Source organism: Vibrio sp. St2 (assembly GCF_947311885.1).
Lineage (GTDB): Bacteria > Pseudomonadota > Gammaproteobacteria > Enterobacterales > Vibrionaceae > Vibrio > Vibrio coralliilyticus.
In genome coordinates this window covers 1,165,852-1,188,747 of the sequence record NZ_CAMZNA010000001.1, presented here as the reverse complement: position 1 = coordinate 1,188,747, position 22,896 = coordinate 1,165,852, and the positions used below count along the sequence as shown (strand labels likewise).

The following is a 22,896-nucleotide window of genomic DNA, read 5'->3' as shown; positions in this document are numbered from 1 at the left end:
TTTTTGGATACATTTGTTCGGTTAATTATAAAAGCGTTTGAGCATGAAGTTTGGACGCACTTTCACAACCAAAAAAGCATAGGATTAACAATGCTGGATTCTAAATTACTTCGTACAGAGCTGGATGAAACAGCTGCTAAACTGGCGCGTCGTGGCTTTAAGCTAGACGTAGAGACAATCCGTACACTTGAAGAACAACGTAAGTCCATTCAAGTAGAAGTTGAAAATTTACAATCCACGCGTAACTCCATCTCCAAGCAAATTGGTCAGAAAATGGCTGCTGGAGACAAAGAAGGTGCTGAAGAGATTAAAAAGCAGATTGGTACGTTAGGTAGCGATCTGGAAGCGAAAAAAGCTGAGCTGGTGGAAATCCAGAACAAACTGGAAGACATCACGCTGTCTGTGCCAAACCTGCCAGACGATGAAGTGCCAGATGGCAAAGATGAAAACGAGAACGTTGAAATCTCTCGTTGGGGTGAGCCTAAGTCTTACGATTTTGAAGTAAAAGATCACGTTGATCTAGGTGAAATGGGCGATGGCCTAGATTTCGCTAGCGCAACAAAGATCACTGGCGCTCGCTTTATCATCATGAAAGGCCAATTTGCTCGTCTACACCGTGCAATTGCTCAGTTCATGCTGGATCTTCATACAGAAGAGCATGGCTATACGGAAATGTATGTACCTTACCTAGTGAATTCTGACAGCTTGTTTGGTACTGGTCAGTTACCTAAGTTTGGTGAAGATCTGTTCCATACTGAGCCATTGACTGAAAAAGTGAATGATGAAGAACCACGTAAACTGTCTCTTATCCCAACGGCAGAAGTACCGGTAACCAACTTGGTGCGTGACACTATCGTTGATGAAGCGGATCTGCCAATTAAGATGACAGCACACACACCTTGCTTCCGTTCTGAAGCAGGTTCTTACGGTCGTGATACTCGTGGTCTGATTCGTATGCACCAGTTCGACAAAGTTGAGCTAGTACAAATCACTAAGCCAGAAAATTCAATGGCAGCACTTGAAGAGCTAACAGGTCATGCTGAGAAAGTGCTACAACTTCTAGAGCTTCCTTACCGTAAAGTGGTTCTATGTACAGGTGACATGGGCTTTGGTGCTCGTAAAACTTATGACCTTGAAGTTTGGGTTCCTGCTCAAGAGACGTACCGTGAGATCTCCTCATGTTCAAACACTTGGGATTTCCAAGCGCGTCGTATGCAAGCTCGCTTCCGTCGTAAGGGCGAGAAGAAGCCAGAGCTAGTACACACGTTAAACGGCTCAGGTCTAGCTGTTGGTCGTACTATGGTTGCGATTCTTGAAAACAACCAAGAAGCAGATGGTCGTATTGCAATCCCTGCTGTACTGCAAAAGTACATGGGCGGCGCAACGCACATCGGTTAACCTGAAATAAACGTCAAAAAGCCAGCTCAAGTGAGCTGGCTTTTTTGTATTTGCTTATTATCCACGAAGAATTGGGTAGGTATAGAAGAGCAAATGACTGAAGTTAAATAGAAAATGAACCAAAACTGCAGCCCATAATCTTCCTGTTGTATGGAAGAGCAAGCCGTAGCCAAGCCCAGCTAGTGACGCGAAAACAATTAATAGTGGGCCACCTGCAAAGTGTGCCAATCCAAACAACAGACTCGCGGCTACAACGCCGATATAGACACCATACTTATTCGTTAACTTTTGTTGGATAAAACCACGGAACAGGGCTTCTTCAGCGACACAGGTGAAGAATAGATTGTTAAAGGCGAACAACCACCACCAGTTGGGGATAGAGAACTCGGGTTTGATTGCTCCAAGCAGTGACGCAATAGGCAGTAAAGCGAACAGTGGGGTTGATATCAACAGTATGGTTCGATAATTGATCTTGCGGTTTTCTCCTAACAACGCAGGGAAAGCCAAAAGAAGGGCGAAGAAGGCCAGTGGTTTGTCTAGGTTCAAATACATGCTGAAATCGGCACTCAGAGGACCAGCTTGCATATTTTGGAGTACTTGCGGATTGCTAAAACCAGGCACCAAATGTAGAAAGAGTGCGAGGCTCCCAATGATGACTACTGTTGAGAGTATTACTGGTGGTAGCGAGGACTTGTTTTTGAGGTAGTAAGTAATTGTTAGAAAGGTAACAATGATAATCAAGCCTAGAGGCGATAATACACCAGCTATCAAGCCACCGAGAAGAGTTGCAGCAAGCAAACTCAATGAGGCTCTTTGTGCTCTAAGAAATGCGGCCAGAATGGAAGCGCTGAATAGTAGCCAAACCCATATAGAATGATCAATGTGCATAAGGTGAAATGGATTGCGATTGAAAAGCGTATGATGAACTGAATCCTCAGTCAGAACAAGCTCGCCGAATCTCATCAGAGCACTGAATTAAAAAGAAAAAGTCGACATGTTGTCGACTTTTTCATCAGTAAAATTTCTTGAAGATATGTTGTTATATCGACATTTCACCGCGCAGTACTTGCTGCATTTGGACTTTGACCTGTTCGTAAGTCAGATTTTGGCTCAAGAGGTAATGCAGTTTGGCAAGTGCAGCTTCTGGGGTCATGTCGTAACCACTAATCACACCAGCTTCAGCCAGTGCACAGCCAGTCGCATAGCCGCCCATGTTGACTTTACCTGCTAAACATTGAGTCAGGTTAACCACGATAACCCCACGCTCTGAAGCATCCTTAAGGTGAGCTAGTAGCTCTGGGTTTTGCGGCGCATTACCCACACCAAAGGTGAGTAGGATCATCGCGTTGACTGGCTGAAGTAGAGTATTGCGGATCACTTCGTGTGAGATGCCCGGGTACATGGTGATCACGCCAATTGGCTGAGGTGTAATGTCATGAACCTTAAATTCGCCCTCTGGTTTTTCACCCACCACAATATCGTTGCTGATCTGGATATTGATACCCGCTTCTAGTAGCGGTGGTAAGTTCGGGGAAGTAAAGGCATTGAAACCGTCTGCGTGTGATTTCGTACTGCGGTTACCACGCATCAATTTGTTGTTGAAGAACAGACTGACTTCATTGATTGGGTAATTGGCCGCAATGTGCAGAGCGTTAAGCAGGTTGGCCTGGCCATCTGAGCGCAGCTCCGCAAGTGGGATTTGTGAGCCCGTCACAATCACAGGTTTGCCGAGGTTTTCCAGCATGAAAGACAATGCTGAGGCAGTATACGCCATCGTGTCTGTACCATGCAGAATAACGAAACCATCGTATTTGTCGTAATTCTCGCGAATATCATCTGCGATTTGCTGCCAATCCTTTGGCGTCATATCGGATGAATCGATCAGAGGGTCGTACTCGTGAATAGTGAATTCTGGCATTTCTGGGCGCTGGAACTCTGGCATACTAGCCAGTTGTTTTTCCATGAATCCAGCCACTGGAACGTAACCATGGTCATCTGACTTTTTCATGCCGATGGTTCCGCCAGTGTAAGCGATATAAATGTGTTTTCTTGCCATTGCTTAGAAACCAGTTAATTGTAGGGGGAACAGAGCGTGGGATTATATATCAATCAGTAGCAATAAAAAGGGGCATCCCGCACAGGAATACCCCAGATAGACTTAATCCAGTTTGTGAGTCAGTCGCTCAATCGTTACTGAACCTGACAGTTTAAACAGAACGCATATTGGCCTTTTGGATCATTGAAACTGTCCAGCAGGCTAACATCCTGAACAACTTGTGCAGCCACAGGCTGTAGGGCGGCAGGCAGCAATACGCTGGCATCGACACCAAGATTGACTTTGACTTGATTCATGAAGTCTTGGATGAACTGTTCAGCAGGCGATAGTGGCTCTTCTACCCAGTACAGGTTGTAATCTTCGACTTTTGCCAGTTCAGCAGCCATCTTCACAGCGTCGTCAAAGTCACCCATTTTATCAACCAGACCCAACTTCGCTGCATCTTGGCCCGTCCATACGCGGCCTTGAGCAATGTTATCCATGTCTTTCAATGGGATTTCACGGCTTTCACTGACTAGGCCGATAAAGCGATGATAGCCGTGTTCAATCCCCATTTGGAACGCATCTGCAGCACCGTCGGATAAGCCAGTGGTAACGCCCACGCCCGAGAACGGGGAAGTTCCGACGCCATCAGTGTAGACGCCGAGTTTGTTTAAGCCTTTTTCAAACGTTGTTATCACACTGAAAATACCGATTGAACCAGTTAACGTTGTTGGCTGAGCAACAATTCGATCTGCGCCCATCGAGATCCAGTAACCGCCGGATGCTGCTAAGCTCGACATAGACGCAACCACAGGTTTGCCAGCTTCTTTCAGTGCTTCGATTTCATTACGAATCACTTCAGAAGCGAATGCGCTACCACCTGGGCTATCTACACGTAAAACAACGGCCTTGATTTTGTCATCATTGCGCGCTTGACGTAAAAGTGCAGCGACGGTATCACCACCGGTTGTGCCTCTCGGTTGAGAACCATCCATAATGGCGCCGCTAGCGACAACAATCGCAATGTCATCTTGTGACAAATCGAATTTCGGCTTCATTGTGGCCTGATATTCGTAGTAATCAACGTGGTTGTAGCTGTCCTCTCCGTTGCTACCAAACACTTCGGTCAAATCGGCACGTACTTGTTGTCGGGTCGCCAGCTCATCTACTAAGCCCAGCTCTAAAGACAAAGCAGCCAAGTCGCCGTTTTGCTCTTTTAATAAACCTAAAAACTCTTCCATGGTTGGATTGAGCGTTTTGGCGGATACCTGACGATTAGTGGCAACGTCATCCACATAGGCTCCCCATAGCTGGCCTAACCAGCGTGACGCGGATTCTTTCGCAGCGTCTGACATGTTGTCACGCACAAACGGTTCAATGGCTGATTTATAGGTGCCTACGCGGAAAACGTGGGTATTCACATCAAGCTTTTCTAACAGCGTTTTGTAGTACATCGAGTAAGCGCTATAGCCTTTGATTAACACGGCACCATCTGGAGCTAGGTAAATCTTGTCGGCGTAGCTGGCTAGGTAGTACTGGCTTTGGTTATAGAACTCTCCCGCGGCGTAAATAGGCTTGCCTGAAGCCTTGAACTCATTCAGAGCTTTAGCAATGTAGCGCAGTTTGGTTAAGTTGGTTTCTGGCATATCGCGTAGAGCCAGCACAATACCGGTGATTTTAGGATCGTCCTTGGCGTGGCGTATTGACTCAACGATATCAAATAAGACGTTTTCCCTTGGTATATCCTGACCAAATAGCGAACCAGTAAAAGAATCCATTGGGTTGACGTAGCGAGACTGTTCAACAATTGGGCCAGAGATGTTGAGAATCAGAGCCGATTCTTTTGTCTCATTTGGTGCAACAGATCCAACTCCTGAGTAGATGAAGTAAAGAATCCCGATACTGATAAGAAAGAAGAGATTAACCAGGGCAAGACGAATAAAAGTAATGAGTTTCCAAATGCCCTTAAAAAACAGGCCAATAAACTTAAATATTTTTTTCATTGTGGCTCCGCTGTGCTTTAGCACAGGTATAGGTCTCAGTGAACTAAGACCTTATAAATACAGATATGTTACATCCTACTTAAACTAGTATATCTGAACAACAGCAAGATTGATCGGTGTTACAAAAATGTAAACGCTTGTTTGATTTTTATTACAACTCGCCGTATTGTGGTCAGACCAGAATAAAATAACAAAGTGATGTCTGCCATGTACCCAAACTTGTTAAAGCCGTTGGATCTAGGATTTACTCAGATTAGAAACCGAGTCTTGATGGGCTCAATGCACACTGGTCTGGAGGAACACAAAGAAGGTCTCGGAAAACTGGCTGCTTTTTACGCTGAACGCGCGAAAGGTGGTGTTGGTTTGATTGTTACCGGTGGTTTCTCGCCTAACCTACGTGGTCGTTTGCACCCATTTAGCGCGGAATTCAGTAAACCCAAGCATGCCAAAGCGCACAAAGTCGTAACGGAAGCCGTTCACGAACATGGCGGGAAAATCGCTTTACAGCTTCTTCACGCAGGGCGTTACGCCATGCACCCATTTTCGCAAAGTTCTTCTGCCATAAAGGCACCAATTGCTCGCTTCTCTCCAAGTGAGATGAGTACTCGTCAGATCCACAAAACCATTGATGCATTTGCTAACAGCGCCAAGCTGGCACAATCAGCAGGCTACGATGGTGTCGAGGTGATGGGGTCAGAAGGTTATTTGATCAACCAGTTCATCTGTAAACGAACCAACATGCGTTATGACGAGTGGGGCGGTTGCTACGAAAACCGCATGCGTATGCCATTAGAGGTTGTGCGTGCAATTCGTAAGGAAGTGGGTGAAGAGTTTATCATCATCTTCCGCCTTTCTATGCTGGACTTGGTTGAGGAAGGCAGCACGTTTGACGAAGTTATTACTCTGGCAAAAGAGCTTGAAAAAGCTGGGGTGACCATTATTAATACCGGTATCGGTTGGCATGAAGCCAGAGTCCCGACTATCGCAACTCAAGTGCCGCGAGGAGCCTTTACTTGGGTGACGGAAAAAGTACGTCCACATGTCAATGTGCCGATTGTCACCTGTAACCGTATCAATACGCCAGAAGAAGCTGAGCGTATTCTCTCAGGCGGTCACGCTGACATGGTGTCCATGGCGAGACCTTTCCTTGCCGATCCGCATTTTGTCATTAAGGCTGAAAATAAACAGTCGCATTTGATTAATACTTGTATCGGTTGTAACCAAGCGTGTCTGGATAATGTCTTTAAAGGCAAACGGGCGAGCTGTCTGGTCAACCCGCTTGCCTGTCGTGAAGATGAACTGAAAATTACACCTACCGATAAGCCGAAGAATATCGCTGTAGTTGGAGCTGGTCCAGCTGGCCTTTCATGTGCGACGACTCTGGCGAAACGAGGCCACCATGTTGATCTGTTTGAGCGCAATGACCGAATCGGTGGGCAGTTCCGCTTAGCCATGCAGATTCCGGGTAAAGAGGAATTCCGCGAGACCATTCGCTATTTTGCCAATCAGATTGATGAAACAGGCGTGAAGCTACATCTTGAAACGGATGCCAACTTTGACCTATTGGCCGAGTATGATGAAGTAGTCATGGCATCGGGCGTGGAGCCGCGTAAAGTCAAGATTGACGGGATCGACAACCCAGATAAAGTGATTGATTATCAGACGCTAATTAAAGAGAAAACTTACGTTGGTGAGAAAGTTGCGATTGTTGGTGCAGGTGGCATCGGTGTGGATGTCGCAACCATGCTGACAGAACCTGCGGGTCACAATTTAGACGACTGGCTGCATGAGTGGGGAATTGATAAAGAGATCGCGCATCCGGGCGGTTTGTACCCTTATCCTGAATCCCTAAGCGAAAAAGATGTTTGGGTTCTGCAGCGCCGCAAGGGCAAAGTTGGTAAAGGGCCGGGTAAAACCACGGGTTGGATTCATAAACGTACGCTTGAGAAGCGTGGCGTGAATCTGGTGGGTGGTGTTAGCTACGACAAGATTGATGATACTGGTCTGCACATCAGCCATAATGGCAAATCTGAGTTACTTGAAGTAGATAAAGTAATCATCTGTGCGGGTCAGGAGTCGGTGAGACCTTTTGAGGACCAGTGGCAGCAGTTTGGTGACAAGCTTCATATCATAGGCGGCGCCGATCATGCCGGTGAGCTGGATGCTGTTCGTGCTATCAGACAAGGTGTTGAACTGGCTGCGAAGCTTTAAGTAGGTTCGAATAAAGTCCTGAAATTAAAAAGACCTCCAATGGGAGGTCTTTTTGCATTTAGATACAAGATTAAAGAATCACAGTCTTGTTGCCATAGACAAATACGTGGTCGTTTATCACCTTATTGAGTGCTTTGCTGAGTACATTCTTCTCAACATCTCGTCCTGCTTGTGCCATATCTTTCGCGCTAAAGTTATGATCGACCGGAATCACGTCTTGCTTGATGATTGGTCCTTCGTCGAGGTCATTAGTGACGAAGTGCGCTGTTGCACCAATGATCTTAACGCCTCGCTCGTAAGCTTGCTGGTAAGGCTTCGCGCCAATGAAAGCGGGCAGGAAGCTATGGTGGATATTAATGATCTTATGGTGATACTTTTCGACGAATGATGGTGTTAGTACGCGCATGTATTTAGCCAGAACCAGATAGTCCGCATTGTACTGATCGATGACTTCAAGCATCTTCTGTTCATGTTCTTCACGGTTTAACCCTTCGTGAGACACATGATGATATGGAATATCAAATTTTTCAGTCAGGCTCTGTAGCGTATCGTAGTTGCCCACCACTGCCGCAATATCGACATCCAGACTGCCGTCGTAGTTTTTCATTAGGATATCACCAATACAGTGCGCTTCTTTGGTGACGAGAATGACAATGCGTTTACGGTTTGGGCCAATCAACTTTCGTTTAGCGCCTTGAGGCAGAGCCTGGTCGAGATCGGCAAGGAAGGTTTGATCATTGAAGTAACCTTCCAGCTCAGTACGCATGAAGAAATGGCCGCTAGTATTATCGACAAATTCATTATTGTGGATGATGTTGAGTTGGTGCTTGTAACAAATATTGGTGATCTTAGCAATCAAGCCAGGTGCATCTGTACAATGAGTGAGCAGTGTTTTCTTTTCCATTGGGTTAAAACTTCCGTGAATTATTTTTTTCGTATTCTGAAATTTTTGCCGGGCGTTGAACGGTGAAGCGCCCCACAATATGGAAGCTACAATTAAACTAATATCAAGATGGTTTCAACAATTAATCCGAGTTAACCGATTAGCTCGGCGAATTTGTTTAAAAATTGTCAGATTTTAGCCCGACAGGTGGTACGTATGGATAAAGATCTACTAGCACGTAAGTTGTATTCCGAAAGAGTCAGTGCGCTACTAGGTGACCACGAAATCAATGAAGAGCTTCTCAATGAAATGTGGGAAAACAAAGCGTCGCCCAGTGAAGCAGCTCGAGCCATGATGGATAGTCAGAATGAGTTTGCTGGTCCCGCTTGGCTATCGCGTTATCTCAACCGTCGTTAACACAATTTACTCATCAATAAAGTGACCTATCGGCGCGGATCAGATTTGCATTCGCGCCACGTCTTTAAACCTGCCATAATCCCTCGTTCCTAATCTTGTTCAACTCAAATTACAGCCTTTGATGATCTCTAAAACGTTCTCAGCAGATGGTGCTCTAGGTAAAGCGATTCCTGGGTTCCAACCACGACAGGCTCAGCTAGATATGGCTGAATCTGTGGTTAAAGCGATAAAAAGCGACCAGCAAGTGGTCATTGAAGCAGGAACCGGAACGGGGAAAACCTTCGCTTATTTAGTTCCAGCTTTGCTGAGTGGCAAAAAAACCATCATCAGCACGGGCTCGAAAAACCTGCAGGAACAGTTGTTCCATCGTGATTTACCTTTAATGACAGATGCCTTGGGCTTTTACGGGCAAGTGGCGTTACTTAAAGGTCGAGCAAACTATTTGTGTTTAGATCGCCTTAGCCGCCAAATGGTGGAGAGTCATGGACATCATGCGGATCCAACACTGCTTAGCCAGTTGGTTAAAGTGCGCTCATGGGCGAGCGAGACCAAAAGTGGGGATTTAGGTGACTGTGACGAAATCGCTGAAGACAGCCCAGTGATCCCAACAATCACTTCAACCAACGACAATTGCTTAGGTAAAGAGTGCCCAAGTTATCAAGATTGTTTTGTTCTTAAGGCTCGCAAAAAAGCCATGGATGCGGATGTAGTGGTCGTCAACCATCACCTATTTTTGGCCGATTTAGCGATCAAAGAAACGGGGTTTGGTGAGCTGATACCAGAAGCGGAAGTGTTTATCTTCGACGAAGCTCACCAGTTACCTGATATTGCCAGTCAGTACTTTGGTCAGTCTCTGTCTAGTCGTCAGATTCAGGAGCTATCCAAGGATATTGAAATTGGCTATCGCACCGAAGCGAAAGACATGCGCCAATTGCAGAAGATCAGTGAGAAATTGCTGCAAAGTGCGATGGACTTAAGAATTACCCTCGGTGAACCAGGTTTTCGCGGTAACTGGCGTGAAGCGATTCAGTCTCCCTCAATTGCCAGAGAATTAGAAAGATTACGTGAGTCGCTGGATTTTTGTCTCGAGGTACTCAAGTTAGCATTGGGGCGCAGCCAACTGTTGGATACGGCGTATGAGCGTGCCAGCACGATTCAAGCAAGGCTTGAACGGATTTGCGAAGTTTCTATCACGGGATACTCCTATTGGTACGATACGACCCCGCGTCATTTTAGTCTTCATATCACCCCGCTTTCGGTATCAGATAAGTTTCAAGAACAGATCGAGTTAAAGCAAGGGGCGTGGATATTTACTTCTGCAACTCTGGGGGTTAAAGGGGATTTCGGCCACTTTACTTCTCGGCTGGGTCTAAAACCTCAGACGGAAATGTCTTTGCCAAGTCCATTTGATTATCAAAGTCAGGCAAGGCTATGCGTTCCGCGTTACCTTCCTGAGCCGAATAGTCCGGGGATGGCGGATAAACTTGTTCGCATGCTCAGCCCTTTGATTGAGCAGAATCAGGGGCGCTGCTTTTTCCTTTGTACCTCCCATAGCATGATGCGAGAGCTTGGTGAAAGGTTCCGTGAGTGCTTGAGCATTCCGGTGCTGCTGCAAGGGGAAACCAGTAAACAAAAAACACTGGCAGAGTTTATGGAGCTGGGTAATGCTTTGCTGGTGGCGACCGGAGCATTTTGGGAAGGGATTGATGTTAGAGGTGACACCCTGAGCTGTGTTATTATCGACAAATTACCTTTCACTGCACCTGATGATCCGTTGCTTAAGGCGCGGATAGAAGATTGCCAGCTTAAAGGCGGGGATCCATTTTCTCAGGTCCAGATACCGGATGCTGTGATTACCCTCAAGCAGGGGGTTGGTCGCTTAATCCGAGATAAGAAGGACAAAGGTGCGCTGATCATTTGTGATAATCGATTGGTGACGCGCGAATATGGCGGCGTATTCCTTGCCAGCTTACCTCCAATTCCTCGAACACGGGATTTAGAGTTAGTGCAGGATTTCCTTAAACAAATTTCAGAAACAACCGAATAATCAGAGAATTCAATGAGCGCAAAAATTCTTGCCTTAGACACGGCAACAGAGAACTGCTCTGTTGCATTGCTAGTTAATGACCAGATCTATGTTCGCAGTGAAGTAGCACCGCGAGACCACACCAAAAAGATTCTCCCTATGGTAGATGAAGTGCTGAAAGAGGCGGGGATCACTCTGGCTGAACTTGACGCGCTCGCGTTTGGTCGTGGACCGGGTAGCTTTACAGGTGTCCGCATTGGCATTGGTATTGCACAGGGTTTAGCGTTTGGTGCTGACCTGCCTATGATTGGTGTTTCAACATTGCAAGCAATGGCTCAAGGTAGTTACCGTAAACACGGTGTAAGCCACGTGGCGTGTGCGATTGACGCGCGAATGAGCGAAGTCTACTGGGGTCGTTTTTCGCGTCAAGAAGATGGCACTTGGATGGCTACTGATGCCGAATGTGTTATTCCACCTGCGGTTTTGGCTGAAAATAGCCAAAGTGATGAACAACGCTGGTTGACTGCAGGAACGGGTTGGGAAGCGTATCAGGAAGCGCTAGCTGAGCTGAAATTTGAAGTCGCGGAGGGAGAGGTTCTTTTCCCTGATGCGGAAGATATCGTCGCACTGGCGAAATTCGAATTGGAGAAGGGTAACACCGTGACGGTAGAAGATGCCAGTCCTGTGTATCTGCGTGATACCGTAGCATGGAAGAAATTGCCAGGCAGAGAATAAGGTGTAATTAGACGGATAGTATGGTTTCGATTAATGGATTACCTCCTTCGGTTCCGGGGCCGAACAAGGCCAATAAAGCCGGAAAAAAGAATGAGGTAAAAAAATCTCAGGAGAAGTCATCCGTTGGCCAGCCATCCAAGGTCGCCAACGCAGTGGCGCATTCTATCCGTCACGTAAATGAGTCAGACATTCATAAAGCTCAAGTGCAATACGATTTGCCTGAAGGGCAGGGCCGCAAAGCGATGGAAGAGTATATGAATGTCATGAACCAGTCTAAGCGTGATGAACTATCGCAGCTGTTAGGTGTCGATATTTATATATAATTCTTTACGGTAAGTCCTTATGTTGCCACGTGTTTTTAAACTTATTTCTATGGCTAGTGTGCTTGTTGCACTCACAGCGTGCAGTACGCTTCCAGAAAACCTCGCGTCAAATAACCCCGATCTACAAACGGATTACTCTGGCTGGCAAGCTTCAGCAGCCAAAAAGCAAGAGTTGCGATTGGGTGGTGTGATTGCCAGTGTGACTAACCTGAAAGACAAGACACGAGTGGAAGTCGTTAATTTACCCATCAGTTCCAATGGTAAGCCTGATATTGACCAAGAACCTCAAGGCCGATTCGTAGGCTATATTGATGGCTTCGCCGATCCAGTAACGCTGTCAGAAGGGCGATTGATTACCTTGCTCGGTGATAGCAGTGGCACTGAAGCTGCCAAAGTGGGTGAATATAGCTATGATTTTCCAGTCATGAAGATCAAGAGTTATCATCTCTGGCGAATTGAAGAGCGCGTGATTGTGCACGATGACTTTGGTCCCTCAATGTACCCTTGCCGCAGTTTGTACTGTCGTGACCTCACCCGAGGTACCAGACAAGGCAAAGTGATCCAAGAAGTCAAATGACCCGAAGAGACACTCGTTACCCGCTAGCTGATGGTTATCTAGCCGCTATCGAATACGGTTATAGCCAAACAGCAGACTGCTCTATCGTTTTCCTTCATGGCTGGTTGGACAATGCCGCCAGCTTTGAATCCTTGATGCAAGAGCTGCATCAATCCGCCCCTTCACTGCACTTATGCGCTATTGATCTGCCCGGTCATGGTTATTCTAGTCATAAGCCAGGCAGTAATTTCTACCCATTTCATGACTATATTGACGATGTTTATCAGTTTTTGGCTAACTTATCGCCAAACAGACTGGTGTTGGTTGGGCATTCTCTTGGTGCTTTGATTGCAAGTTGCTATAGTGCCGCCTTTCCTGAACAGATCAGTGGATTGGTTCAGATAGAAGGGCACGGGCCTTTGGCGGAAGAAGAGAGCGAAACGGTTTCTCGTTTGAGAGAAGGCGTTTTGAGTCGTCAGAGAATTCGTAGCAAACCAACCAGAGCATTTGAGTCTGATGCTACTGCTATTGAAGTCAGGGCTAAGGTTAATCAAATTGCTTCTGACCTTATCAGACCCATCGTCCAGCGAGGATTGCTAAAGACCAATGATGGTTGGATATGGCGCCACGATGAGAAATTACAAAGCCAGTCTTTGTATCGCATGTCATTTGAGCATGCACAATCAATCAGCCGACAGATCACCTGTCCGCAGATTGTTGTGCTAGGCGAACAAGGTTTCTCCCACTTGCAGAAAACACAGGATGACACTCCTAATCCGGCCGAAATTTTTACGGTTGAGGGTGGACATCACTGCCATCTACAAGTCCCTTCTAGAGTATCTAACCTAATTTTTGGCTTAGTTAACAAAATTTAAACAAGTGTTTGAGTCTTTCGTGCTCAACCCCTTTGCCTGTGTTGTAATAGTCGTCAGTAAAAACACGGCGTTTCGTCGACAACAGTCAGCTTAATTCGAGGAGTATTACCGTGGATAAACCTTGGTTATCACGCTATCCAAGTGATGTGCCTGAGCATATCAACCCTGATCAATATCCGTCATTGGTGGAAATGTTTGAGCAGTCAGTACAGAAATATGCTGATCAGCCTGCCTTTATGAACATGGGCTCGGTAATGACATTTCGTAAGCTTGAAGAGCGTAGCCGCGCTTTTGCTGCTTACCTACAGAACGAACTTAAGCTGGAAAAAGGCGACCGCGTTGCTTTGATGATGCCAAACCTTCTGCAATACCCAGTCGCACTGTTTGGTGTCCTGCGTGCAGGTCTGATCGCTGTTAATGTGAACCCTCTATACACGCCACGTGAACTTGAACACCAGCTAAATGACTCTGGTGCGAAAGCGATTGTGATCGTATCTAACTTTGCTAACACATTAGAGCAAATCGTAGACAATACTCCTGTTAAGCATGTTGTACTGACCAGCTTAGGTCAGATGCTTCCACGTGCTAAAGGCACATTGGTCGACTTTGTGGTTAAGTACGTGAAAGGCATGGTGCCTAAGTATGACTTACCAGGGGCGATTTCAATGCGTAAGGCACTGCATAAAGGTCGACGCTTGCAATATGTTAAGCCTTTCATGTCTGGCGATGATATTGCTTTCCTTCAGTACACCGGCGGTACTACTGGGGTTGCAAAGGGCGCAATCCTGACTCATAGCAATATGATTGCAAACATTTTGCAGGCCAAAGGAATGTATGGGCCGGTACTAAAAGAAGGCCGGGAAGTTGTTGTGACCGCGCTGCCTCTTTACCACGTATTTGCTTTGACGGTGAACTGCCTATTGTTCCTAGAACTGGGCGGACGTAACCTGTTAATCACTAACCCCCGAGATATTCCAGGTTTTGTCAAAGAGCTACAAAAGTGTCCGTTCACTGCAATTACTGGTGTGAACACACTGTTCAATGCTTTGGTCAATAATGAAGATTTCCACGAGCTGGACTTTAGCAATCTGAAGTTAGCGGTAGGTGGCGGTATGGCCGTTCAACGTGCAGTTGCTGAGCAGTGGAAGAAGACAACTGGCGTACACCTATTAGAAGGTTATGGTCTCACCGAATGTTCTCCTTTGGTGACGGTTAACCCATATGACCTCACAGAATACACAGGCGCGATCGGTTTGCCTGTCCCTTCCACTGAAGTGCGTATTGTTGATGATGAAGGGAATCCGGTACCGAATACTGAAGTGGGTGAACTGCAGGTTCGTGGCCCTCAAGTGATGCAAGGTTATTGGCAACGACCTGAAGCCAGCAAAGAAGTCATTAATAGTGAAGGATGGCTGTCGACAGGCGATATCGTTAAGTTTGATGAGCAGGGTTTGATTCACATTGTGGATCGTAAAAAAGACATGATTCTGGTGTCCGGCTTTAATGTGTATCCAAATGAGATTGAAGATGTGGTAGCACTGCACGGTAAAGTACTGGAAGTCGCAGCGATTGGCCAGCCGCATGAAGTGTCGGGTGAGCTTGTTAAAATTTACGTTGTTAAGCGAGACCCAAGCCTGACGAAAGACGAACTCATTGCTCACTGCCGCCAGCACCTGACGGGCTATAAAGTGCCTAAGCTAGTTGAATTCAAAGATGAATTACCGAAAACCAATGTCGGTAAGATACTACGCCGTGTCCTGCGTGAAGAGAATGATGCAAACTTAGCAAAGGCTAGCTAAAGTTAAAAATAAGCAGAACCAAGTGTTTAGTGTTAAAATGCCGACTAATACCAGTCGGCATTTTTATTTGCAGACCCCATCAGTCACAGTGAGAGCTTTGTGAATTATCAAATCATTACCCGCCCAGACCAGCTAGAAAAAGTGTGTGAACAAGCTAGAAATGCAGATGTTGTCATGCTTGATACCGAGTTTGTCCGAACACGAACCTACTACCCTCAGCTTGGTCTTATTCAGTTATTTGATGGTGAAACACTTTCTCTGATTGATCCAACAGTCATTGATGATATGACGGCGTTTGTTCACCTTCTAAAGGACACATCAGTGTTAAAGGTTTTACACGCGTGTGGTGAAGACTTAGAAGTGTTTAACAACAGCTTTGGTTGCCTGCCTTACCCTATGGTGGATACTCAACTGATGGCTGCGTTTTTAGGCCATGGTCTGTCAACGGGCTTTGCTTCTTTGGTTGAGTCCTATCTTGGCGTAGAACTGGATAAAAGTGAATCTCGTACAGACTGGCTTGCCAGACCGCTAACGGATAAACAGCTCGACTACGCGGCCGCAGATGTCCACTATCTATTGCCATTGTATGAAAAGCTGCTTGAAGAAATTACTCAGGCTGGCTGGTGGGAAGCGGCTCAGCAGGAAAGTGATTTACTGGCTACCAAGCGTATCAAGTCACTTGATCCTGAAAAAGCCTACTTGGATGTTAAGGGCGCTTGGCAACTGAAACCGAGTGAGTTAGCTTTATTAAAGCCGCTTGCTACTTGGCGCTTCAAAGAGGCGATTCGCCGTGACCTAGCACTGAATTTCGTCTTTAAAGAACATGATCTACTTACTGTCGCTCGTTTAGGCTTACAGAACAAACAAAGAATGGAGCAGGAAGGATTAGATATTCGTTCTGTGCAACGCCACAGCGCACGTATTATCTCGATTGTTAAATCAGCCAAAATGACGCCTGTAGATGAGTATCCGGCTAAAATTGAGCGCTTGATGGATATGCCAGGCTACAAGCAGAAGTTTAAAACCCTTAAAGATGAAGTGAAAAAAGCCTCTCAGGCTTCTGGGCTGGCGACGGAGTTTTTGGCGTCCAAGAAACAATTGAATCAGTTGATTAGCTGGGTATGGAAAAAAGATCGCGATCCATCAATATTACCAGATGTGATGCAAAGCTGGCGTTTGGAACTGATGGGTGAAAAACTCAATAAATTGTTGTAAGTATTAACGATAAGTAAAAAGGGCTTCCAAATGGAAGCCCTTTTTTCGTCTGCTTAACCCGCTAGTACGTCGGTTGCGACTTTGTAGCTTGGGTCTTCCTTGACGTTAATCTCTACCAAGCTGCCTGCTTTGTCGAGAAGCTTACGACAATCTGGGCTTAGGTGGCGTAGATGAAGTGTCTTACCCTGAGCAGAATAACGCTCGGCTAGTGTTTCGATAGCTTCGATCGCTGAGTGGTCGGTTACACGTGAATCAGCGAAATCGACGATAACATCACTTGGATCTTCATGCGCATCGAAAATCTCAAGGAAGTTTGCGACTGAACCGAAGAATACCGGGCCGTGAATTTTGTACTCTTTAGAACCTTCTGCGTTGATACTTGTATCGGCATAGATGTGTTTAGCGTGTTGCCAAGCAAACATCAGAGCAGAGGCAATAACACCAACGAAGACTGCAATAGCAAGGTCGGTCATTACCGTTACGACCGTTACGAGTACAATTACAAAGAAGTCTTGTTTTGGTACGCGACGAGCCAGCTTGAATGTTGCCCACTCAAAAGTACCGATAACCACCATGAACATCACACCGACTAGTGCGGCTAGTGGGATCATTTCGATAAGTGAAGAAGCGAACAGGATAAATATCAGCAGTGCAGAAGCAGCAACAATGCCTGACAAACGACCGCGGCCCCCTGAGTTAACGTTGATCATCGACTGACCAATCATCGCACAGCCACCCATAGCGCCAAACACTGAACACGTCATGTTTGCCATGCCTTGACCGATACATTCACGGTTTGACTGACCACGAGTGTTTGTCATTTCATCCAGAACAGTCAGTGTTAGCAGAGATTCAATCAGACCAATCGCCGCAAGAATGATAGCGTACGGAAGAATGATTTGTAGTGTTTCCAGTGTTAACGGTACTGCTGGGATAGAGAACGTTGGTAGTGAGCCTGCCAGCGTTGCTGCATCATCACCAGACATTGTACGTAGGAAATCGACAACTGTACGTGTTTCCAGATCTAAGCCTACTACCAAAGCTGTCACAGTGACGATCGCTACCAAGGATGATGGCACGGCGGTAGTGAATTTCGGTAGAAAGTGAATGATAGCCATGGTCAGTGCTACTAAACCCAGCATCAGCATCATTTGGTCTTGAGGTAACCAAGTTAGCATGCCATTAATGTCTGGCGCTTTGAACTGACCAAGCTGAGCTAGGAAAATTACAATCGCTAGACCGTTAACGAAGCCAATCATAACTGGATGCGGCACTATGCGGATGAACTTACCTAACTTAAATAGACCAGCAGCTACCTGAAGTATGCCGGCAAGTAATATGGCAGCAAAAAGGTACTGGACACCGTGTGATGCGACTAGCGACACCATCACGACTGCCATTGCACCTGTTGCACCCGAGATCATGCCTGGGCGGCCACCAAAAATGGAAGTAATTAGGCCGACAATAAATGCTGCATACAGGCCAACCATAGGGTCGACACCAGCCACGAAGGCAAAGGCAACGGCTTCAGGAACCAATGCAAGTGCAACGGTCAGGCCTGATAACACGTCATTTTTTACAGAGTGTTTCGAAAATTGAGGGAATTCAAACATGCTTGCTCAGTTATGCTAAATGTTTACGGTTATTCTGAATACCAGAGAACGACAGATTTAAGTATAGGTTCTGGCTTAGTTTTCATGTGAGCAAAATGCGATGTAAAAGAGCACTGAAAACCAAGCGAATGATTCAGATCGAGTCGGCGAATGCTACCTAAAAGTGTGATTAAGTTCAACAAAGAAGCAGATATTGGCTAATATTTGTGACAAATAGTGAGAACAGTCATGCTCGTTACCATATATACATAAAAAAACAGCCCCGTTATGGGGCTGTTTTTATGCTTCATAAAACCTAATTAAAAGCTTTGAGGCTTTGCCATTGCAGCGCTGGCTTTATTGCTAGCAACCTGGCTGCCTGCACCTTTAGATAGGTAGCGCTCTTCTCGGAAAGGTGCAGCAATCACAGTAATCTCTTTCATTTCTGTGGTTCCTGGTGCTTTCGCCATCGGAGCAGAGGCGTGGCCTTTAAATGCTGTCGGTACGATAATCTCAGAGCTTGTATTAACAGGGGCAGGTGCTGCTTCCGCTTCTACAATAGCAGCCGTGTCTGCAACTGGTTCTGGAGCAACTTGTGACTCAACCGCTTTAGGTGCAGGTGTCTTCACAGGTGTAGCAGCTTGCTCAACAACTTTCGGCTCTTCAATCACTGGCTCTTGGCGACGTACGATAACTTTGCCCATTGCCATTTCAGGGCAAGCGAACCCACCAAGTGCTTGAGTGACCACTTCTGGTGCCGCAGCCTGTTCAGCTTTTGCTTTGTGCTTCGGTTCTGGTTTAGAGATACCGTAGCTTGGCATGACTTTACCCATTGCCATTTCTGGAGAAGCAACACCACCTTTGCGTAAGCGGAACGGGTTAGGGCGACGATCGCGACCACGACGACGACGTTGACCGCTGGCACGTAGATGACGTGGAGAACGGCGATTACGACGTTGTTTAGGTTGTTCTGCATCTTCGGCTGCGATTTCTTCAGTCGATTGCTCGATGGCTTCTGCTACAGCTTCAGCTTTAACCTGTTTTACTTCTTCAACCGCTTCAGCTTTCGCTTTCTGGTCTTTAACTCGAACCTGCTTGTTCAGTTTACGACGTTGACGGCGCTCTTTTACCTTGGTCGTTTTTTCTTCTGCACGATTCGGTTTGTCGTCTTTTTGCGCTTCAGCCGCAAGTTTCAAACCTTCCTCTGCAACTTTGCTCGCTTTCGCGTCGTCTCGCTGCTTGTTACGGCGATCCTGCTTAGGCTTGCGATTTTGTTGCTTACGTTCGTTCGATGCTGCTTTATTTTCATTGGCAGCTTCATCACGTTCGCGTTGAGGTTTATTGCGTTTGTTATCGCGTTTATCTTCACGATTCTCGTTACGATTGTCACGAGAATTGCGACGGCGTTGGTCGTTGCGATTACGGCGGTTGCGGTTGTTACGCTGACCGTCTTTCTTCGCTGATTTTTCTTGTTTCTCTTCAGTCTGTTCTTTTTCTGGTTCAGAGCTGAATAGACTACCCAACGCTTTGAAGAATCGAGAGACTAGACCCGGTTTCTCTTCACGAGGTTCTGATTTTTTCTCTGGTGCTTTCTTTGTTGGCGGTTTTGGTGCTGGCGCAGACTGAGCCGGTGCTGCAAAACCTTTTAGTGCTGGCTCTTCAAGCTTCTTAGGTTTAACTTCAGGCTCTACAACCTCACGGCCTTCGGCTTCTTTCATAGACTCGAGCTTTTTAGGCAGCAAGTAAGACAGCAAATCAAACTCTTCACCTTCACGAACTCGAATAACTTCGAAATGCGGTGTTTCCATATCCGAGTTAGGAACTACCGTGATCTTAACTTCTTGAATGCGTTCAATGTGGTTGATTGAACGACGCTTTTCGTTCAGAAGGTAAGACGCAATCGGAACAGGAACAACAGCCAGAACTTGAGCTGTGTTGTCTTTTAATGCTTCTTCTTCGATCAAACGAAGAACAGAAAGAGCAAGAGATTCATTATCACGAACCACACCTGTGCCGCTACAGCGAGGACAGATATGATGGCTTGCTTCTGCTAGAGATGGGCTCAAGCGTTGGCGAGACATTTCTAGTAGGCCAAAGCGTGAGATACGACCAATCTGGACACGAGCGCGATCAAGACGAACTGCGTCTCGCAGACGGTTTTCAACTTCACGTTGGTGACGCACTGGCGTCATATCAATGAAGTCAATAACGACCAAGCCACCTAGATCACGTAGGCGAAGTTGACGTGCAATTTCATCGGCCGCTTCAAGGTTGGTATTTAGTGCAGTTTCTTCGATATCGCCGCCTTTCGTTGCGCGAGCGGAGTTGATATCGATTGACGTTAGTGCTTCGGTTGGGTCAATAACGATTGAACCACCTGATGGCAAGCGCACTTCTCGCTGGAAAGCAGATTCAATCTGGCTTTCGATCTGGTAGTGGCTAAATAGTGGAACTTCACCGTCATACTTTTTGACTCGATTGACGAAGTCTGGACGAACTAGTTGGATATGTTCTAGCGCACGTTCGTAGATGGTGTTGCTATCGATAAGAATTTCACCAATATCACGACGCAAATAGTCGCGAATAGCTCGGACGATAACGTTACTTTCTTGGTGAATAAGCAGTGGAGCTGGGTTGGTATCAGAAGCTTGTTTGATGGCGCCCCAGTGATTAAGTAAGACGTTAAGATCCCACTCTAATTCTTCAGCGCTTTTACCTACACCCGCTGTACGTACGATAAGGCCCATACCTTTTGGTAGGTCTAACGTGTCCAGTGCGGCTTTCAGTTGAGTACGCTCATCTCCCTCGATACGACGAGAAATACCGCCAGCACGAGGGTTATTAGGCATCAGAACAAGGTAACTACCTGCAAGAGAAATGAATGTCGTTAGTGCAGCACCTTTGCTGCCACGTTCTTCTTTCTCAACCTGTACAATTACTTCCTGACCTTCAGTCAGCACTTCTTTAATGCTTGGACGACCTTGGTAAGTGTAACCTTCAGGGAAATATTCGCGGGCAATTTCTTTTAGAGGGAGGAATCCGTGTCGTTCGGCACCGTAGTCAACGAAGGCTGCTTCCAGGCTTGGTTCGATGCGAGTGATACGTCCTTTGTAGATATTTGCTTTTTTGGATTCGTGGCCTGGGCTTTCGATATCTAAATCATATAAGCGCTGACCATCAACCAAAGCAACACGCAACTCTTCTTTTTGAGTTGCGTTGATTAACATTCTTTTCATTGATAAATCTCGTTGTCATTCTATGTTTTCTTGCTGCCTTGATGTGTCTTTCACGGTGCCGGATCCCATGGCTTAAATTTGTGCAGCCTCCCGGCTGGAGGGATGCTCTTTGGGCACGTCAGTCTTACAAACAAGTTTGGCTTGTAAGCCGCAATGATGGCGGATAATACTCAACATGAAAGATTTATGAGTAGGGCAACAAGTTGTACTAATCCCGGAAATGTCTTACGCCGTGTGCTGCATTTTGGTAAATTAGCGGGCTACTCAATATCTTGCTCAAAAACGATTGGGTTTGATTAAAATGCAACCTAATCATTCATTGCAGGTGTGAACTATAGCAGTACCCATTAAACTCAGCAATCTGCTTTATTATAAAACGCTAAAAAACCCATTTTTAATTTTTGTAAGATTCTGTATTTAAAGGCTTTGTGTGATAGTTTCTGAGAATTGTAAATATGTTGATGGATTTTTATCCGTAGCTGAACAGAAATTCATTCTTAGAGAGCGATTTACCAGATTGTTGCCTAGAAAACGTGAACTTACGCAAGTTAGAATGGTAGAATATCGAAATGAGCGAAATTAGAACAAAAGTCCAATTTGTCGATATCGACGAAGATATGGCTGGCCAGCGTATCGATAATTTTTTACGCAACCAACTGAAAAGTATTCCTAAAAGCATGGTTTATCGGATCTTGCGCAAGGGAGAAGTTCGCGTAAACAAAAAACGAATTAAAGCTGAATATAAATTGAAAGCGGGGGATTTGGTCAGAATTCCTCCAGTTACGATTGAAGAGAAGCAAGACGAAGTTGCACCGAGTACCAAACTGAATAAAGTCGCTGAGCTAGAACATATGATCATCCATGAAGATGAACATATGCTTATCCTCAATAAACCTTCGGGTACGGCAGTTCACGGAGGAAGTGGGCTTAAATTTGGTGCTATTGAAGCTTTACGGGCACTGAGACCGCAAGCTCGTTTTCTAGAGTTAGTGCATCGTATTGATCGTGATACTTCGGGAATTCTTTTGGTTGCGAAAAAGCGTTCAGCGCTGCGTCATCTTCAAGCTCAGTTTCGTGAGAAAACCGTGCAGAAATACTATTTCGCATTGGTGATGGGGCGGTGGAAGAGCAGTTGCAAGGTCGTAAACGCGCCACTATTGAAAAATGAAGTGAACAGTATCGTTCGCGTCAACCCACAGGGTAAGCCTTCTGAGACTCGTTTTAAGATTATTGAAAAGTTTGCTGAGGCTACTTTGATTCAGGCGAGCCCAATAACGGGGCGTACGCATCAAATTCGTGTCCATACTCAGTATACTGGTCATCCAATTGCTTGGGACGACCGTTATGGTGATCGACGTTTTGATGCTTACACAGGAAAAGTTGGGTTAGACCGACTGTTTCTTCATGCCGCTAATATTAAATTTAAACACCCATCTAATGACGAGTGGATGGAAGTGAGTGCGCCAATGGAAGCAAAGTTGGAGAAGGCGCTAGCGAGTTTACGTAAGCTGTAAGAGCAGTGAACTCTCTCACTCGAAGACTAGAGTTGTTTGCTTCGATTAAGAAGGCCAACTCTAGTTATTCCGCTT

17 protein-coding genes are annotated in these 22,896 nt (G+C 46.0%); 11 read left to right on the top strand and 6 right to left on the bottom strand.

The window, feature by feature from the left end:
- The first annotated feature begins 90 nt into the window (after positions 1-90).
- Positions 91-1,398 (top strand): serine--tRNA ligase, encoded by a 1,308-nt coding sequence (gene serS / locus QMA41_RS05530; RefSeq protein WP_281629073.1) that lies wholly within the window; start codon positions 91-93, stop codon positions 1,396-1,398.
- A gap of 57 nt (positions 1,399-1,455) precedes the next feature.
- Here the strand turns inward: serS and QMA41_RS05525 are convergent, their stop codons facing one another.
- The 3 genes from QMA41_RS05525 to sppA all read right to left on the bottom strand — a co-directional run bounded on the left by QMA41_RS05525 (position 1,456) and on the right by sppA (position 5,439).
- Positions 1,456-2,286, bottom strand: coding sequence for a CPBP family intramembrane glutamic endopeptidase (locus QMA41_RS05525; RefSeq protein ID WP_281629169.1), 831 nt, complete (start codon positions 2,284-2,286; stop codon positions 1,456-1,458).
- A 151-nt stretch (positions 2,287-2,437) separates the two neighbouring features.
- Positions 2,438-3,454, bottom strand: coding sequence for an asparaginase (gene ansA / locus QMA41_RS05520; RefSeq protein WP_281629072.1), 1,017 nt, complete (start codon positions 3,452-3,454; stop codon positions 2,438-2,440).
- A gap of 134 nt (positions 3,455-3,588) precedes the next feature.
- The gene (gene sppA / locus QMA41_RS05515) at positions 3,589-5,439 is read right to left on the bottom strand and encodes a signal peptide peptidase SppA (protein ID WP_281629071.1); all 1,851 of its coding nucleotides are present in this window, start codon (positions 5,437-5,439) and stop codon (positions 3,589-3,591) included.
- Positions 5,440-5,637: 198 nt separating this feature from the next.
- Here sppA and QMA41_RS05510 point away from each other — a divergent pair, with 198 nt between their 5' ends.
- Entirely contained in the window at positions 5,638-7,650 is a 2,013-nt protein-coding gene (locus QMA41_RS05510; RefSeq protein WP_281629070.1) for an NADPH-dependent 2,4-dienoyl-CoA reductase, read from the top strand.
- Positions 7,651-7,720: 70 nt separating this feature from the next.
- On the opposite strand, the gene purU is transcribed toward QMA41_RS05510, so the two are convergent.
- Positions 7,721-8,554: a formyltetrahydrofolate deformylase gene (gene purU / locus QMA41_RS05505; RefSeq protein ID WP_171352205.1), complete on the bottom strand. Its 834-nt coding sequence runs from the start codon at positions 8,552-8,554 to the stop codon at positions 7,721-7,723.
- 195 nt (positions 8,555-8,749) lie between these two features.
- Between purU and QMA41_RS05500 the strand changes: the two genes are divergently transcribed.
- The 8 genes from QMA41_RS05500 to rnd all read left to right on the top strand — a co-directional run bounded on the left by QMA41_RS05500 (position 8,750) and on the right by rnd (position 16,479).
- Positions 8,750-8,950: a hypothetical protein gene (locus tag QMA41_RS05500; protein ID WP_006959302.1), complete on the top strand. Its 201-nt coding sequence runs from the start codon at positions 8,750-8,752 to the stop codon at positions 8,948-8,950.
- 121 nt (positions 8,951-9,071) lie between these two features.
- The gene (locus QMA41_RS05495) at positions 9,072-10,997 is read left to right on the top strand and encodes an ATP-dependent DNA helicase (protein ID WP_281629069.1); all 1,926 of its coding nucleotides are present in this window, start codon (positions 9,072-9,074) and stop codon (positions 10,995-10,997) included.
- Positions 10,998-11,009: 12 nt separating this feature from the next.
- Positions 11,010-11,711 carry a tRNA (adenosine(37)-N6)-threonylcarbamoyltransferase complex dimerization subunit type 1 TsaB gene (gene tsaB, locus QMA41_RS05490; RefSeq protein WP_281629068.1) on the top strand — a complete coding sequence of 234 codons (702 nt, stop codon included), beginning with the start codon at positions 11,010-11,012 and terminating at the stop codon, positions 11,709-11,711.
- Between the two features lie 20 nt (positions 11,712-11,731).
- Entirely contained in the window at positions 11,732-12,034 is a 303-nt protein-coding gene (locus QMA41_RS05485; RefSeq protein WP_065740478.1) for a chromosome partitioning protein ParA, read from the top strand.
- Between the two features lie 19 nt (positions 12,035-12,053).
- Positions 12,054-12,611, top strand: coding sequence for a Slp family lipoprotein (locus QMA41_RS05480; RefSeq protein ID WP_082313645.1), 558 nt, complete (start codon positions 12,054-12,056; stop codon positions 12,609-12,611).
- The gene (locus tag QMA41_RS05475) at positions 12,608-13,465 is read left to right on the top strand and encodes an alpha/beta hydrolase (RefSeq protein ID WP_281629067.1); all 858 of its coding nucleotides are present in this window, start codon (positions 12,608-12,610) and stop codon (positions 13,463-13,465) included. Before QMA41_RS05480 ends, QMA41_RS05475 begins: the two co-directional genes overlap by 4 nt.
- A gap of 110 nt (positions 13,466-13,575) precedes the next feature.
- Positions 13,576-15,264, top strand: a complete 1,689-nt coding sequence (fadD, locus tag QMA41_RS05470) for a long-chain-fatty-acid--CoA ligase FadD (RefSeq protein ID WP_019277911.1) — start codon at positions 13,576-13,578, stop codon at positions 15,262-15,264.
- A 99-nt stretch (positions 15,265-15,363) separates the two neighbouring features.
- On the top strand, positions 15,364-16,479 hold the full coding sequence (gene rnd, locus QMA41_RS05465; RefSeq protein ID WP_043007335.1) for a ribonuclease D: 1,116 nt from the start codon (positions 15,364-15,366) through the stop codon (positions 16,477-16,479).
- Positions 16,480-16,532: 53 nt separating this feature from the next.
- Here rnd and QMA41_RS05460 read toward each other — a convergent pair whose 3' ends face one another.
- Positions 16,533-18,092: a SulP family inorganic anion transporter gene (locus tag QMA41_RS05460; protein WP_281629066.1), complete on the bottom strand. Its 1,560-nt coding sequence runs from the start codon at positions 18,090-18,092 to the stop codon at positions 16,533-16,535.
- Between the two features lie 299 nt (positions 18,093-18,391).
- Positions 18,392-21,307, bottom strand: coding sequence for a ribonuclease E (rne, locus tag QMA41_RS05455; RefSeq protein ID WP_281629065.1), 2,916 nt, complete (start codon positions 21,305-21,307; stop codon positions 18,392-18,394).
- A gap of 569 nt (positions 21,308-21,876) precedes the next feature.
- Between rne and rluC the strand changes: the two genes are divergently transcribed.
- The gene (gene rluC / locus QMA41_RS05450) at positions 21,877-22,821 is read left to right on the top strand and encodes a 23S rRNA pseudouridine(955/2504/2580) synthase RluC (RefSeq protein ID WP_281629064.1); all 945 of its coding nucleotides are present in this window, start codon (positions 21,877-21,879) and stop codon (positions 22,819-22,821) included.
- Positions 22,822-22,896: the final 75 nt, after the last annotated feature.